We start from the raw sequence: 14,063 nt of genomic DNA on the forward strand, positions 1-14,063 counted from the left end.
ACCCATGTCACAGCTCATCGAGAGCCTGGAAAAGCACACCGATCTTTATGTCGAGGCGTTCAACGCGGGCGACTTCGACGCACTCGACGCCTTCTACACCGAAGAGGCGGTCGCCGTCTGGGAGCCGGGCAAGCCGCTCACCGGCGAGGCCCGCCGGGAGTACCAGCGGGCCTTCCTGGCGAGCAAGCCGAAGATCACCGCCAAGCAGCGCCAGCGCTTCGTCACCGGTGACACCGCGCTGCTGATCGTCGACTGGGTGATCGACACCGTCGACGAGCAGGGCGAGCCCGAGCGCCTGGAGGGCATCGGCGTCGACGTGCTGCGCCTGGGCGAGGACGGCATCTGGCGCTACGCCGTCGACGACCCGTACGGCCAGAAGGACTGAGCGGCCCGGCCGCTCACCCTCGTACCCCGCGCGTCCCCTCCCCCACAGTCACCCGTCGTCGCAGAGATCCGGAAGAAGCACATGAACACCCAGCACGGCACGCACACGGAGGCGGTGGGGGCCCGTCGGCCCAGCCGGCGGACCCTGCTCAAGGCGGCGGGTGCCACGGCGCTGGCCGCGGGACCGGCGGCGGCCGGGAGCGCGGCGGTCGCGGCACCGTCCGGGGACCGCGCCACCGAGGAGGAGTACGACGTCCTCGTCGTCGGCGCCGGTTATACGGGCGTCACGGCGGCGCGGGAGCTGCGCGCCCGGGGCAAGCGGGTCCTCGTCCTGGAGGCCCGCGACCGGATCGGCGGCCGCACCTGGGGGACCGCCTTCGCCGGGCACCAGGTGGAGATGGGCGGCACCTGGGTCGAGCCCGCGCAGCCGCACATCGGCGCGGAGTTGAAGCGCTACGGCATCGCCCTGGAGGAGGAGCGGCCGGTCGACCGGGTGTTCCTGCCGACTCCCGAGGGCCCCGGGGAGTTCACTCCCGAGGACGGCTTCGGACGGATCGGCACCCTCCTGGAGCGGCTGTTCGAGGGGTCCGAGGAGTACTTCGCCAAGCCCTTCGAGCCGCTGCACCGCGCGGATCTGCTGCAGCGCCTCGACACCCTCTCGCTGCGCGACCGGCTGGACGAACTCGGCCTGACCGAGGCCGAGGAGCTGCTGATCAACGGGCAGACCTCGGTGTACTCGGGCGGCTCCAGCAGCCGGGGCGCCCTGACCATGCTGGCGCACTGGTGGTCGCTGGCCGGCTGGAGCAACGAGGGGTGGAACGACACCCAGCGCTACCGCATGAAGACCGGCACGGTCGGCCTGCTGCACCGCATGCTCGACGAGGCGCAACCCACCGTGCGCCTCAACTCCCCGGTCACCTCGGTCACCGACACGGGGACCCGGGTGCATGTCACCCTGCGCACGGGCGAGCAGTTCAGCGCCCCGCACGCGGTGGTGACGGTGCCGGTCAACGTCCTGTCCACCATCGCCTTCACACCCGCGCTGCCCGCCGCGCTCACCACGGCGGCGAGCCAGGGCATCGCCGTCCCGAACGCGACCAAGCTCTACATCCACGCCCGGGGGAGCGCCGCAGGCCGCTTCTACGGGCAGGGCGCCGAGGGCGGCACGGCGATACCGATGATGATGCCGTTCGAGGAGACCCCCGAAGGCCTGCTCTACATGGCCTTCAGCACCGACACCGCCCTCGATCCGACCGACACGGCGCAGGTCGCCCAGGCCGTGCGCGCGCTCGGCGCGGAGCTGGACGTCCTCGGTGTGTACGCGCACGACTGGGGCCGGGACCCGTACGCGCGCGGCGGCTGGGCCTTTCGGCGCCCGCGCCAGCTCACCTCGCTGTACCCGGCCGTCCACGAGCCCAGCGGGCGGCTGTTCTTCGCCAGCGGCGATCTCGCCGACGGCTGGTCCGGCTTCCTCGACGGAGCGGTCGAGTCCGGGCTGCGCGCGGCCGCACAGGTCGCGGCGGCACGGTGAGCGGCCCCTCCCGTCCCGGCAGCAGCACTTCCCGACGCACGACCTCAGCGCGCGTCCTCAACGCACGTCCCCAACCGACAAGTCCTCTTCACGGAAAGGCGGGCCGGATCACCATGGCCTACAACTTCAGCGTCGACTTCGACCCGGCGAAGCCGGACCTCACCGACGACACCGAGATCCAGAACGAGGTCTTCCTGCAGGCCTTCAACACCGGCGACGGCGCGGTGTTCGACAGCCTCTACCGGGAGGACTCCATCTCGAACTTCTCCGGCGAGCCCCTGACCGGCGCCGACCGGCTGGCCTTCTTCAAGGAGTTCCTGAGCGCCAAGCCCTCGCTGCACGCCGCCGTGACGCACTCCTACGTCGCCGGTGACGTGGCCCTGGTCGGCGTCGAGTACTCCATCGACACCACGGGGCCCGACGGGGAGCCGGTCCACCTCGAAGGCGTCTGCACGGATGTGCTGCGGCGCGGCGACGACGGCCGGTGGCTGATGGCGATCGACCGTCCGGTGGCCTCCTCGGGCCTGGTGGCGGACTGAGGGTGTGCGGGAGATCCCGGAAACGGGGTCTCCCGCACCCTCCGGCGACCGCTTCGGCGACCTTCCGGAATGCGGCGCCAACTCGGCAGTAATTTCCCGGTAATCACCGGGGAACCGTCCCGATCACCGGCGGGAGTGCGCGGGTTTCCCGGGGTTGAATTACCGACCGTAGCGCAGGACGTGAGCGCGGTTTCGCACGCGAGGAAAGAGAAGGTTCATGGCCACCCGAGAAGAGCTTGATGCGGTACTGGACGGCGTGCGGAGCGCTGTTCCCGTACTGCGCCGCAATGGAAAGCAGAGCGAGGAGCAGCGCTGGATCGTCGAGGAGAACATCCAACTCCTGGAGAAGGCGGGCGTGTTCCGTGCGGCCGTGCCGCGCAAGTACGGCGGGCTCGACCTGGACGCCGCCCAGCAGGCGGAGGTCATCTCCGAGGTGGCCCGCGGCTGCCCCTCCACGGGCTGGCTGACCATGGTGTGGCTGACCAGCGCCTGGGCCGGGACCCTCTACCCGGACGAGACCCAGGACGAGCTGTTCGCCTCGGGCTCCACCCGGGTGTCGATCGTCTTCGCGCCGACCGGCACCCTGAAGCGGGTCGACGGCGGCTACCGGCTCAACGGCACCTGGCGCTTCAACTCCGGTGTCCGCGGGGCCGATTGGGACATGCTCGCGGCGGCTGTGGAGCGGGAGGACGGCGAGCACGAGGAGCTGGTCACCCTGGTGCCCACCACCGACCTCGCCGTCGCGGACGACTGGCATGTCTCCGCGGGCGCCGGCACCGGCAGCTCCACGGTCACCGCCACGGATCTGTTCGTCCCCGCCCACCGCACCGTCGCCCTGGAGGAGGCGATGGTCAGCGGCACCGGCCGACGCTCCAACACCGGTGCCACCGGCCGTAATTACGGGCTGCTCGGCTACATCCTGTCCTCGGTGGCCGCGGCGCTGACCGGGATCGCCCGCGGCGCCCACGAGCTGTTCCTGGAGCGGCTCCCGGGTCGCGGCATCACGTACACGGACTGGACCGAGCAGCGGCTGCACCCGGTCACCCAGCAGCATGTCGCCACGGCCGCCAACAAGATCGACGCGGCGATCGCCCTGTCGGGCCAGTGGCTGGAGGTCCTGCAGCGGGCCGCGGACGCCGGTGAGCAGCCGACCGACGAGCAGAAGGCGGTCATCCGCGGCCAGACGGCCTACGCGGGGCAGCTCGCCAAGGAGGCCGTCGAGCTGCTCTACAGCGAGAGCGGCGGCTCGGTCATCCGCTCCGATGTGGACCTGCAGCGCTTCCACCGCGACATCCAGGGCTTCTCGCTGCACGCGCTGGTCCAGCTCGGCGCCAACCTGGAGGTGCAGGGCCGCGTCCTGATGGGCCTGGAGCCCGGCACGTACTTCCTCTGACTCACCGCCGTAGGGGGTGTCTTCAGAGTCCCGCACGCGCGGACGCCGGGCCCGGACCGTGAGACGGTCCGGGCCCGGCGCGTGGGTGCGGCGGCGGCGCGGGGGCTACTTCTCCGGGGTGCGGAACAGCTCGCTCATGCTGGCGTAGCTGTTCTGCCCGAAGCCCTTGGCGACGGTCCGCTCCATGAGTGCGTGCACGAAGCGCGGCAGTTCGGCGTTGACGCCCTGGGCCTCGCTCTCGTGGAGCAGGTGCCGCACGGCGCCCAGGTGCACCTCCATGGTCGCGTCGTTGGCCGGGAAGGCGCCGTCCTTCTGGTCGATCTGGGCCGCGTAGTCGGTGGCGAAGAGCTTGACCGTGTCGATCCACTTCAGCGCCAGCGGCAGGAAGTCGGCGGCCTTGACCTCGGCGGTGGAGAGCAGCGCGGCGCCCTGGAGGAAGCTGTTGAGGGTGCCCCACATGACGCCGAGCAGCGAGACGTCGTAGAGGGCGGACAGGGCGTGGTCCTCGCCGAGGTGGGTGGTGCCGCCGCCGAGCAGGCGCAGGGTGTCGCTGTGCCGGTCGTAGGCCTCCCGGGGCCCGCTGTAGAAGACCACCGACTCGGGGGCGCCGACCGCCGCGGGCACCGTCATGATGGCGGCGTCCAGATAGCGGAAGCCCACCTCCTCGGCCCAGGCGGCGTTCTCCCGGGCCTGGTCCGAGGAGCCGGAGGTCAGATTGGCCACCACCCGGCCCGCGAGGGAGCCGGCGACCGGGTCGAGCACGGCGTGCACCGCGTCGTTGTCGAGGAGGCAGACCACGAGCAGCTCGCTCGCGGCCACCGCCTCGGCCGGGGTGTCCGCGAGCACCGCGCCCTGCTCCACCACGGCGGCGGCCTTGTCCGCCGAACGGTTCCAGACGGTGGTCGGATGCCCCGCCGCGACGAACGCGGAGGCAAGTGCCTGTCCCATCAGCCCCAGGCCGATGACTGTTACCGGGGTACGGTCGGTGCCCGCCATGGAAACTCCAATTGTTCTCGCTTCTCGGTCTGGCAGAGCCCATTAGACCAAGCGGCACCGTAATCGCTCCGCAGCCGCGGAACCCGCCGGTAATCGACGGGTAATCACCGGGTCACCCCCGGGGAACCTCCGGCTTTCCGAACTTGCCGTCGACATAGAGAAGGCCGCTTCCGGCCGTGTTCCGGTGCGCCCCGATCACGGTGCCGATGAAGATGGTGTGATCACCGAAGGAATGGGCGGCGGACAGTTCACATTCCAGCCAGCCGAGCGAGCCGCCGAGCAGCGGGGCTCCGGTCAGCTCGCCAGGGCGCCAGGCGACCCGCTCGAACTGCGCGGCCCCGAGCACGCGCTTCTTGTCGGCGAAATGGCGTGCGAGCGACTCCTGTTCGGTGCCGAGTATGTTGACGGCGAAGCGTCCGGCCGAGGTCAGCGCCCCGTGCATGACGGCGGAGTGGCCGACGCCGCACAGCACCGAGGCCGGCTCCAGGGAGACCGAGCTGAAGGCGTTGGCGGTCATGGCGTGCGGGTGCTCCCCGCCGACCGTGAGCACCGTGACGCCGGTGGCGAAGCGGGCCATCACCTCCCTCAGTTCGGCAGGCTTCACCGGCTCGCGCGCGGCGGCGTTCACGGAGTCGGAATCGATTTCAGCGGGCGCGGAATTCATGCGGAATTCTCCGATCTATTTCGCGGGGCGCGCGCTCACAGGTGCCAGCCGCGCGGAAGAGCGATCTTCCTCAACCTACCGCCGCCTTTCCGGGCCCTACCCATCTTCCGGTAACCGCCTTTTCCCGCGTACGGGCCCTTCGCCCATGAACCTCCAGTGACCCGGTATTGACCACGGTGGAGCAATCTGTGCGCCATGGAGACCAAGAACTCTGCACCTGACGCACCGGAACTCGCCGAGCCGTACCTCCGTGCCGTCCTGGACACCGCGGGACTCGCCGTCGAGTACGTACGCGCCGAGGGCAACACCCTGTTCCAGCGAGGCGAGGACGGCGGCGAAATCCCGGTCGCCGACTTCGCCGGGGGCTACGGTTCCGTGCTGCTCGGGCACAACCACCCCGCGATCGTCGCCCGGGCGCAGGAACTGCTCGCCGCGGGCTCCCCCGTGCACGCGCAGTTCTCCCGGCACCCGTACGCCAATGAACTGGCGGCAGAGCTCAACCGGATCATCCACCGTGAACTCGGCGACGAGGAGCCCTATTTCGCGATCTTCGCGAACACCGGGGCGGAGGCCGTCGAGGCCGCGATCAAACACGCCGAGCTGGACCGGGGCCTGCGCGTGGCCGCGCTCGGCGCGCAGGTGGCCGAGGAGATCGAGGCGGCGCGCGCGGCCGTGGCCGAGGGGACGGTGGCCCTGTCCGCGCGGACCCGGGCGCGGTTCGGCGCGGCGGCCGGGGAGGGGCGGCCCACGGCCCTGGACACCGTGCTGGCCGGACTCGAACGCGCCAACGCCGGGCAGCTCGAACGGCCCCCGCTCTTCCTCGCCCTGGAGCGGGGCTTCCACGGCAAGCTCGGCGCCAGCGTGCAGCTCACCCACAACGAGCACTACCGCACGCCCTTCAAGTCCCTCGGCGCCCAGGCCCGGTTCGTCCCGCACGGCAGGCCGGACGTGCTCAAGGAGGTCTACGCGCAGGAGCGGGGCGTACTGCTCTCCCTGGAGCTGACGGACGGTCAAGTCGAAGTGGTGGAGCGCGAGTTCCCGGTCTTCTGCGCCTTCCTCGTCGAGCCGGTGCAGGGCGAGGGCGGGATCCATGTGCTCGGCGCCGAATTCGCGCAGGAGATCCAGCGGTTCTGCGCGGAGATCGACTGCCCGGTCGTCGTCGACGAGATCCAGAGCGGCATGGGCCGCACCGGCGCGCTGCTCTCCTCCTCCCAGGTGGGACTGCGCGGCGACTACTACACCCTGGCCAAGGCGCTGGGCGGCGGGATCGCGAAGACCTCGGTGATGCTGGTGCGCGAGGCGCGCTACCGCCGCGAGTTCGAGATCGTGCACAGCTCCACCTTCGCCAAGGACAGCTTCTCCTGCGAGATCGCGCGCACGGTCCTCGCGCTCCTGGAGGCGGACGGCCAGGCGGCCTACCGCCGGGCCACCGAACGCGGCCGGGCGCTGCGGGCCGAACTGGAGTCCGTGCAGGCGCAGTTCCCGGACCAGGTCCTCGCCGTACGCGGCAAGGGGCTGATGCTCGGTATGGAGTTCCGGGACCAGTCCCAGGCGGATTCGGAGATCCTGCGGGAGCTCGCCGCCAGCGGACTCTTCGGCTACTTCCTGGCCGGACTGCTGCTGCGCGAGCACCGGGTACGGACCTTCCCGACCGCCAGCGCGGTGAACACCCTGCGGTTCGAACCCTCGCTCCAGCTCGCCGACGCCGAGATCGCCCAACTCGGGGCGGGACTGCGCGAACTGTGCCGGGTGCTGCGCGCCCAGGACGGAGCGCGGCTCACCGTCCCGGCCGCCTCCTGACCCCTGCCCGGCCGGCGCGTCCCCGCCCTCCCCGTCCGCCGCCCGTCCGTTCCGTACCGCCTGCTCTACGCGCGTTTCCCCCGCACGCGCCCCCCGGGGCGGCTCCGGCCGCCCCGGGACGTCACACCGCTCGAACCGCGGCCCTCGGGGCGCGGGTCCTGGCAACCGTCACACGTGGTCAGCGAACTGGCCGAAGCCGATGCGGGGGGATACATGGAATTCCGGCTCCTGGGACCACTGGAAGTGGAGGACGGGCGCGGCCTGGTGACGCTGGGCGGCACCCGGCAGCGCGCCGCCCTGGCCTTCCTGCTGCTGCACACCAACCAGGTGGTGCCGACCAGCCAGCTCCTGAACGCCATGTACCCCGTCGACGGGGTACCGCTGACCGCGCGCAAGATCCTGCAGAACGCCGTCTGGCGGCTGCGCAGGATGCTCGGCCGCAGGACCGGCACCGGCGAGGCGGCCGAGCTGCTGACCCGGCCGCCGGGCTACATGGTGCGGGTGCCCGCCGAACACGTGGACCTGCTCTGCTTCCAGCAGTTGGCCTCCCGCGGCCGGGCCGCCCTCTCGGCGGGTGACGCGCGCGGGGCGGGGGCGATCCTGCGCGAGGCGCTCGGCATGTGGCGCGGGCCCGCCCTCGCCGATCTCGCCGAAGAGGGCCTGCTCTGGCCGGAGTTGACCGCCCTGGAGCAGAAGCGCCTCGATCTGACGGAGGACCACTTCGAGGCCGAACTCGTCTGCGGGGCGCACCAGTCGGCGCTGCGGGACCTGGAGGCCTTCGTCGCCGCCGAGCCGCTGCGTGAGCGGGCCGCCCAGCAGCTGATGCTCGCCCTCTACCGCTCCGGGCGCCAGGCCGACGCGCTCGGGGTCTATGCGCGTACCCGGGCGGCCCTGGTGGAGGGGCTCGGCCTGGAGCCCGGCCGCCAGATGCAGCGGCTGCAGCAGTCCATCCTCGGCCACGACCCGGACCTCGACCTCGCCCCGGAGCCCGCCTCGGGCGCGGAAACCCCCCTCTGGCAGGGCCTGCCCGCCCCCGCACCCGCGGCGGCCCGCGCCTGGTCCCCCGCCCCGGAGGGCCATGTCCCGGCAGCGACACGGGAGTTCACGGCACCGGAACCGCCCGCGCCGCACGGGCGGGTCGCCGCGGCGGCCGGGGAACCCCGGGAGAGCGGGACCCCTGCCCCGCAGGTCCAGGCGAACCGGCACAGCAGCGTCCTGATGCTGCGCTTCGGTCTCGGCCCCGAGTTCGACGACCTCCCGGCCGAGGACATCGACCGGGCGCTCGACACCGTCTGCGAACTCGCCCGCGAGGAGATCACCCGGGCCGGCGGCCAGGCCGCGGCCTCGGTCGGCTCGGTCCTGCTCGGCCTCTTCGAGCCCGACCCCTCCCGGCCGGACAGCGCGGACCGCGCGGTGCGCACCGGCGCGGCCGTACGCGACTGCCTCACCATCCCCGCGGGGCCGCTCACCCCGCCGGCACCGGCGGTCGGCGGACTCTCCGTGCACGCCGCGGTGGCCACCGGGGCCGAGGTGGTCTGCCACTGGCCCGACGCGCGGTCCGGCTCCTGCGGGCAGCCGTGGATAGGCGGCGAGACGGTGGACCTCTGCGAGACGATGCTGCTGGGGACGCCGCCCGGGGAGATCCACGTCTGCGACGAGACCCGCCGCCGCACCGAGTGCCGCATCACCTACCACCGGCTCCCGGGCGCCCCCGCGAAGTGGCAGGTCCGTACGGTCCCCGAGCGGGCGGCGGGCTGCGCCTCGGCCGCCGACGAGCGGGAGTGCGAACTCGCCCTGATGACCGCCCTCCTCGGCCGCACGGCGAGCCGCTCGGCCGCCCATATGATCACCGTCCTCGGCGACTCCGGGCTCGGCAGGACCCGGCTGCTCATGGAGTTCCAGCGGCGGATCACGGCCGGGGGCCCGGACGGGCTCAAGGTGCTCACGGGCGCCGTCTCCGGCTCCGGCGACCCGCTCGCCGCGCCCGCCGAGATGCTCGCCGGGTACTGCGGGGTCACCGACCAGGACAGCGCGGACGGCGCGTACCGCAAGGTCGCCGGATCGCTGACGGAGCTGACCGGGCAGGCGCGCGGAGCCGGTCCCGATCCGCTGCTGGCCGCGCTCGGCCCGCTGGTGACCGGCGGGCGCCCGCCGGGGACCGCCGCGGAGATCCGCCGGATCCTCGCCGCCTGGCGGGAGTTCGTGACCCGGGCCGCGCACGCCCAGCCCCTGGTCCTCGTCTGGGACGACCTGCACCGGGCCGAGGAGGCGCTGCTCGACACCGTCGAGCAGCTCCCCGGTTCCTGCCCCGGCGCGCCCTTCCTCAATGTGGTCGGCGCCCATCTCGCCCTGGTCAGCCGCCGCCCCGCCTGGTCCGGCGGCCACCAGCACGCCATGACCCTGCGGCTCACGCCGAGGACCGGGGACGCCCTCGACCAGCTCCTGCGGGACCTGTTCACGCAGGAGGGCGGAGGGGTCTGAGCACCGGCCGTCAGCCGCCCTGCTGGACCAGCAGATGCGCCCGCAGCGCACGGGTCGCCTCGGTCAGGGCGCGCAGGGCCTCGGCACCGGCCGGGTGGCCCGGCGGCAGGGTGGCGACCGCCGTTTCGAGGAGCCTGCTGGAGGCGACGATCTGCTCGTAGGCGGGCTCCGCGGCGGTGCGCGCGGGGCCGGGGCCGGTCTGCTGCGGGGCCGTTGCGGGGAGCCGGGGCCCGGCCGCCGGGTCCGCGGGCCGGGCGGCCGGGCGGAATCCGGTGAGCACCGAGCGCCGCAGTCCGGCGTCCAGGGCCTCGGCGAACCTTCTGCCGACCAGTTCGGTGTAGGTGAGCGCGGGTTCGGGAGTGACCTGCGAACCCGGGTCCGGTGCGAGAGCGGGAGAGTCATCCATACCGGACAGCGAACCAAGTCCCTCACTCAGCCGCGCCATTCGGCGGTCACTGCCGGACCGGTCCGCGGTCATCACCGGACCGGAACCCGGGTCCGGGCCCGGGCCTGCCCCGACACCGACCCCGACCCCTGCCCCGACCCCTGCCCCTGCCCCTGCCCCTGCCCCTGCCCCTGCCACGACCTCTGCCACGCCCGGATCCGTTCTCCCTGCTCTCCGCTCTCCCGCTCCCCCGGAGGATCCCCGACCCGGCACAGCGGGACGGGGGCCGCCGTGTCTCGGCAGCCCCCGTCCTCCCGCCGGATCGGAGCCGCAGGACCTCCGCGAGCTCCCCGAGTCCGCCTGCGGCCGCCGCCCCCAAGTCCCCCTGCGGGCGCCGCTCTCAGGCCCGGGTGACCTCCGGGTCCCGGGCGGTCAGGGCCAGTTCCTCGTCGGGTCCCCGGCCGCGGGCGGGCGCCAGGGTCAGGGTGACGCCGTGCCGCAGCCCGCAGCCCCACAGGGGGCGCCGCTCCAGGAGCTCGGGGCGGGCCGAGACGACCAGGAACAGCGGTACGTCCCGGGCCGTCGCCGCCAGCCGCTCCACGCTGTCCAGGACGGCGTCGGGCACCCCGTGCGCGTCGTCCAGGAAGACCACCACCGGCTGCTCCCGGGCGAGCAGCAGCAGCGAGCCGCACCAGGCGTCCACGAACTCGCGGGAGGTGCCGCCCCGGGCGCCGGCCTCGCCGTACGGGAAGCGCAGTCGCGTCAGCAGCCGTTCGGCGGTCTCGCCGCGGCCCGCGACCCGCCGTACGGCCTCGTGCAGCCGGTAGTCGGAGGAGCCGCCGGGGGCCGGGGCGAGGACGGTGCCGCTGTCCCCCGCGCGGGTGCCCGGGGCGGTGGGGCCGAGGCGGACCACGAGCAGCGGCTCGGCCGCGATGCTCTGCGCCAGCTCCGTCAGGAACCGGGTCTTCCCGGCGCCCGGGTCGCCGAGCAGGGTGACCAGATGCGGCGCCTCGTGGCGGCGCGAGCGCTCCAACAGGGACTGGAGGAGGGTGAGTTCGAAGGAGTGCCGGGAGGGCTCGGGGCGCCGGGGCGTCGGCATGCCGCCCAGCGGATACATGCCGTCCAGGCGCAGCACCCCGTCCCGCCCCACCGGGTGCGTGAGCACGGTGTGCCGGGTCGGCCCGAGCGCGGCGCGGGCCGCCTCCCCGCACAGATGGATCTCGCCCTGCGGCACCTCGGTGAGCAGCGCGCGGGCCTGGTCGACCAGGCGCCCCGAGACGGAGGCGCCCCGCGCGGGGTGCCGGGCGTCGATCCGGACCACCGCGTCCCCCGCGGTCACCACCAGGTGGCAGGTGGCACCGGGGAAGGCCGCGAGCCGCTCCCGTACGGCGAGCGAGGCGCGGATGGCGTCCAGCGAGGAGGCGGCCCGGTCCGGACCGAAGAGGGCCACGCAGACATGGCCGACCGAGCCCGCCATGGTGCCGCCGAACTCCCGTACGCAGGAGGCGACCGCGCGTACCGTCTCGTGCGGCGAGAGCGGCCCCTCCGCCTCCCCCGGCGACCTCGCCGGGACGGCGGCGGCCCGCGCCCGCACCAGGAGCACCGCGACCGCGCGGCGTTCGGCGGCCGGGCCCCGGGCGGCCTCCCCGGCCCCTGCCCCTGCCGCTGCCGCTGCCCCTGCCCCTGCCCCTGCCCCTGCCCCTGCCCCTGCGGGCACGGTCCCCCGGGCCGTGGGCGGACGGTCCCGCAGGGCGGCGGACGGTCCCGGGGCGCTCCCGGGACGCGCGGCCCCCTGCGGCCCGGCCTCTTCCGGCCCGGACTCCTGCGGACCGGCCACCTCGCGGGCGACCACCCCACCGGGGGTGCCGCCGTCGGCGCGGGAACCGGTCGGAGCGTCTTCGGTACGGGAACCGGTCGGAGCGCCCTCGGTACGGGGATCCGCGGGGACGTCTTCGGTACGGGAAGCCGCGGGAGCACTCTCGGTACGGAAGCGCTCGGGGGCGAGCGAGGCGTCGTGGGTGAGGATGTTCTGCTGGAGCAGCTGCAGCTCGCGCGAGGGCTCCAGGCCGTACTCCTCGACGAGGGCCTGCCGCACCCGGCTGAAGACGCTCAGCGCCTCGGCCTGCCGCCCGCAGCGGTACAGGGCCAGCATCAGCTGGCCGCACAGCCGCTCGCGCAGCGGCTCCTCGTCGGCCAGCGAGACGAGTTCGCCGAGGATCGAATGGTGCTGCCCGCTGCGGAGTTCGGCCTCGAAGCGGTCCTCCATCACGTCCAGGCGCAGCTGGCGCAGGGCGGTCAGCTCCGGCCAGTCGATGCCCTCCTCCGCGAGGTCGGAGAGGGCGGGGCCGTGCCACTCGCCGAGCGCCTGCTCCAGGAACCGGGCGGCCTCGCCGAAGTCCCCGGCGCCGATCCGGCGGCGGCCCTCGGCCACCCGCCGGTGGAAGCGGTGCACATCGATCCGGTCGGGGTCCACCCGCAGCATGTATCCCGGTGTCTGGGTGAGCAGTTCGGCCGCCGCGGGACCCTGGGCCGGGCCCGCGAGCAGCGCCCGCAGGCCCCAGACCGCGTTCTGCACGATCTTCCGTGCGGTGGCCGGGCGCTGCTCCTCGGGCCACAGGGCGGTCAGCAGCTCGCTCGTCGCGACCACCCGGTTCGCGCGGAGCAGCAGGAGGCCGAGTACGGCGCGCTGCTTGAATCCCCCCAGCGGCAGGCTGCGTCCCCCCGCGGTAGCGGCCAGCGGACCAAGAACTCTGAATTCCACGTCATCCCCCATGAAGTGTTTCAGCCGGACGAAGCCCTCGCGCCCGGACGGGGCGAGTGCCGATGGTCGGTCGGTGCGCTTTCGGGTACGTGCCGGACGGCGTCGTCCGGCACGGTGGACCGCTCCCTTCGGTCAGGCGGCCGGGACCCGCGCGGCAGGCCGCCGCCGGGCGCGGGAGCGGGAGCGCTGCCGGACGCCGCGGGACCGGGCCGGGCCCCCTCCGCCGTGCCGGATGCGCCGGGGAGTGCCCTCGGCTCCGGTGCCCTCTCCTCGCCGGGCGTGCGGGGTGCCCGCGCCGGAGCCGGGCCCGGCGTGCTCCGCGGGCCCGGTGGCGGCAGCTCGGTCAGCCGCTCCCCCGGTCGCCCCGGGCTATGGTCCCGGCGGGCGTGCGCCGGGGCGGCCGGGCGCTCGGCAGAACGGCGGCGGCCGTACACCCGGGCAGACGCGGGTGGATCCGAAGGGCGCTGGTCGTGGCGGCAGTTGACGTGGACAAGCTCTCAGTCCTCCAATCCGGAGTGCTTCGTGCTCTCGTACGGTTCGCGTGCGCGTGCCTCCCGCAGGGCGCGGGCCCACCAGCCGAGCCGGTCCAGCATGTGCAGGGCGCCCTCGCGGCCCTCGGCGGGATCGAGGGCCTGCCCGCCCGCGTGGTCCTCGCCCGGACACTCCGGGAAGCTGACCGTCTCGCGCACCGTCACGGCGTCCACCTCGGCGAAGACCTGCCGCAGTTGGGAGACCGCGCAGTGCCCGCCCGAGGCGCCCCCGAAGGACAGGAAGGCGACGGGCTTGGCCTGCCACTCCCGGTCGTACCAGTCGATCGTGTTCTTCAGCGAGGCCGGATAGCTGTGCCGGTACTCCGTCGTCACCACGGCGAAGGCGTCCGCGGCGTCCAGCCAGGGTGCGAGGTCGCGCACCGCGGAGGGCCGGGAGACGACCGTGTCCGCGGTCGCCAGGTCCGGCAGCCAGGCCGTGGCGAGGTCGATCACGTCGACCTCGAAGTCCGCCCCGGAACGGGCGTGCGCGGCCAGCCACTCCGCGGCGGTCAGGCCGAAGCGCCCCTGCCTGGTGGCGCCGACGAGGATCACCAGCCGCAGCCGGTCGCGGTCGTCCATCGATCCTCCTCGGGGCCTGC

The 14,063-nt window shown here is 73.7% G+C and carries 11 protein-coding genes; 6 read left to right on the forward strand and 5 right to left on the reverse strand.

Features of this window, described 5'->3' with window-relative positions; genetic code table 11:
• Window positions 1–4 precede the first annotated feature (4 nt).
• The 4 genes from MID12_RS09060 (at window position 5) to MID12_RS09075 (ending at window position 3,847) form a co-directional block, all read left to right on the forward strand.
• Complete coding sequence (locus MID12_RS09060; protein WP_040248736.1) at window positions 5–385, forward strand: YybH family protein; 381 nt, start codon at window positions 5–7, stop codon at window positions 383–385.
• Between the two features lie 81 nt (window positions 386–466).
• The gene (locus tag MID12_RS09065; protein WP_263165974.1) at window positions 467–1,915 is read left to right on the forward strand and encodes a flavin monoamine oxidase family protein; all 1,449 of its coding nucleotides are present in this window, start codon (window positions 467–469) and stop codon (window positions 1,913–1,915) included.
• A gap of 113 nt (window positions 1,916–2,028) precedes the next feature.
• Window positions 2,029–2,454, forward strand: a complete 426-nt coding sequence (locus MID12_RS09070) for a YybH family protein (RefSeq protein WP_040248740.1) — start codon at window positions 2,029–2,031, stop codon at window positions 2,452–2,454.
• A gap of 217 nt (window positions 2,455–2,671) precedes the next feature.
• A complete protein-coding gene (locus MID12_RS09075; protein ID WP_263165978.1) occupies window positions 2,672–3,847 on the forward strand; it encodes an acyl-CoA dehydrogenase family protein in 1,176 nt (391 codons plus the stop codon).
• A gap of 105 nt (window positions 3,848–3,952) precedes the next feature.
• Here MID12_RS09075 and MID12_RS09080 read toward each other — a convergent pair whose 3' ends face one another.
• Window positions 3,953–4,843 (reverse strand): NAD(P)-dependent oxidoreductase, encoded by an 891-nt coding sequence (locus MID12_RS09080; protein WP_263165981.1) that lies wholly within the window; start codon window positions 4,841–4,843, stop codon window positions 3,953–3,955.
• Window positions 4,844–4,955: 112 nt separating this feature from the next.
• Complete coding sequence (locus MID12_RS09085; protein ID WP_052482209.1) at window positions 4,956–5,507, reverse strand: flavin reductase family protein; 552 nt, start codon at window positions 5,505–5,507, stop codon at window positions 4,956–4,958.
• 195 nt (window positions 5,508–5,702) lie between these two features.
• Between MID12_RS09085 and MID12_RS09090 the strand changes: the two genes are divergently transcribed.
• A complete protein-coding gene (locus tag MID12_RS09090; protein ID WP_263165984.1) occupies window positions 5,703–7,307 on the forward strand; it encodes an aspartate aminotransferase family protein in 1,605 nt (534 codons plus the stop codon).
• 213 nt (window positions 7,308–7,520) lie between these two features.
• Window positions 7,521–9,788, forward strand: a complete 2,268-nt coding sequence (locus tag MID12_RS09095) for a BTAD domain-containing putative transcriptional regulator (protein WP_263165987.1) — start codon at window positions 7,521–7,523, stop codon at window positions 9,786–9,788.
• A 10-nt stretch (window positions 9,789–9,798) separates the two neighbouring features.
• On the opposite strand, the gene MID12_RS09100 is transcribed toward MID12_RS09095, so the two are convergent.
• The 3 genes from MID12_RS09100 to MID12_RS09110 form a co-directional block, all read right to left on the reverse strand.
• The gene (locus MID12_RS09100; protein WP_263165990.1) at window positions 9,799–10,194 is read right to left on the reverse strand and encodes a hypothetical protein; all 396 of its coding nucleotides are present in this window, start codon (window positions 10,192–10,194) and stop codon (window positions 9,799–9,801) included.
• A 379-nt stretch (window positions 10,195–10,573) separates the two neighbouring features.
• Window positions 10,574–12,934 (reverse strand): BTAD domain-containing putative transcriptional regulator, encoded by a 2,361-nt coding sequence (locus MID12_RS09105; protein ID WP_263165992.1) that lies wholly within the window; start codon window positions 12,932–12,934, stop codon window positions 10,574–10,576.
• Window positions 12,935–13,431: 497 nt separating this feature from the next.
• The gene (locus MID12_RS09110) at window positions 13,432–14,043 is read right to left on the reverse strand and encodes an NADPH-dependent FMN reductase (RefSeq protein WP_040248758.1); all 612 of its coding nucleotides are present in this window, start codon (window positions 14,041–14,043) and stop codon (window positions 13,432–13,434) included.
• Window positions 14,044–14,063: the final 20 nt, after the last annotated feature.

This window comes from Streptomyces sp. SCSIO ZS0520, from assembly GCF_025643355.1.
GTDB classification, from domain to species: Bacteria; Actinomycetota; Actinomycetes; order Streptomycetales; family Streptomycetaceae; genus Streptomyces; species Streptomyces physcomitrii.

Excerpts from the sequence above, each read along its gene's own strand:
- MID12_RS09060 (WP_040248736.1), top strand. The coding sequence starts at position 5 with ATGTCACAGCTCATCGAGAGCCTGGAAAAGCACACCGATCTTTATGTC.
- MID12_RS09065 (WP_263165974.1), top strand. The coding sequence starts at position 467 with ATGAACACCCAGCACGGCACGCACACGGAGGCGGTGGGGGCCCGTCGG.
- MID12_RS09070 (WP_040248740.1), top strand. The coding sequence starts at position 2,029 with ATGGCCTACAACTTCAGCGTCGACTTCGACCCGGCGAAGCCGGACCTC.
- MID12_RS09075 (WP_263165978.1), top strand. The coding sequence starts at position 2,672 with ATGGCCACCCGAGAAGAGCTTGATGCGGTACTGGACGGCGTGCGGAGC.
- MID12_RS09080 (WP_263165981.1), bottom strand. The coding sequence starts at position 4,843 with ATGGCGGGCACCGACCGTACCCCGGTAACAGTCATCGGCCTGGGGCTG.
- MID12_RS09085 (WP_052482209.1), bottom strand. The coding sequence starts at position 5,507 with ATGAATTCCGCGCCCGCTGAAATCGATTCCGACTCCGTGAACGCCGCC.
- MID12_RS09090 (WP_263165984.1), top strand. The coding sequence starts at position 5,703 with ATGGAGACCAAGAACTCTGCACCTGACGCACCGGAACTCGCCGAGCCG.
- MID12_RS09095 (WP_263165987.1), top strand. The coding sequence starts at position 7,521 with ATGGAATTCCGGCTCCTGGGACCACTGGAAGTGGAGGACGGGCGCGGC.
- MID12_RS09100 (WP_263165990.1), bottom strand. The coding sequence starts at position 10,194 with ATGGATGACTCTCCCGCTCTCGCACCGGACCCGGGTTCGCAGGTCACT.
- MID12_RS09110 (WP_040248758.1), bottom strand. The coding sequence starts at position 14,043 with ATGGACGACCGCGACCGGCTGCGGCTGGTGATCCTCGTCGGCGCCACC.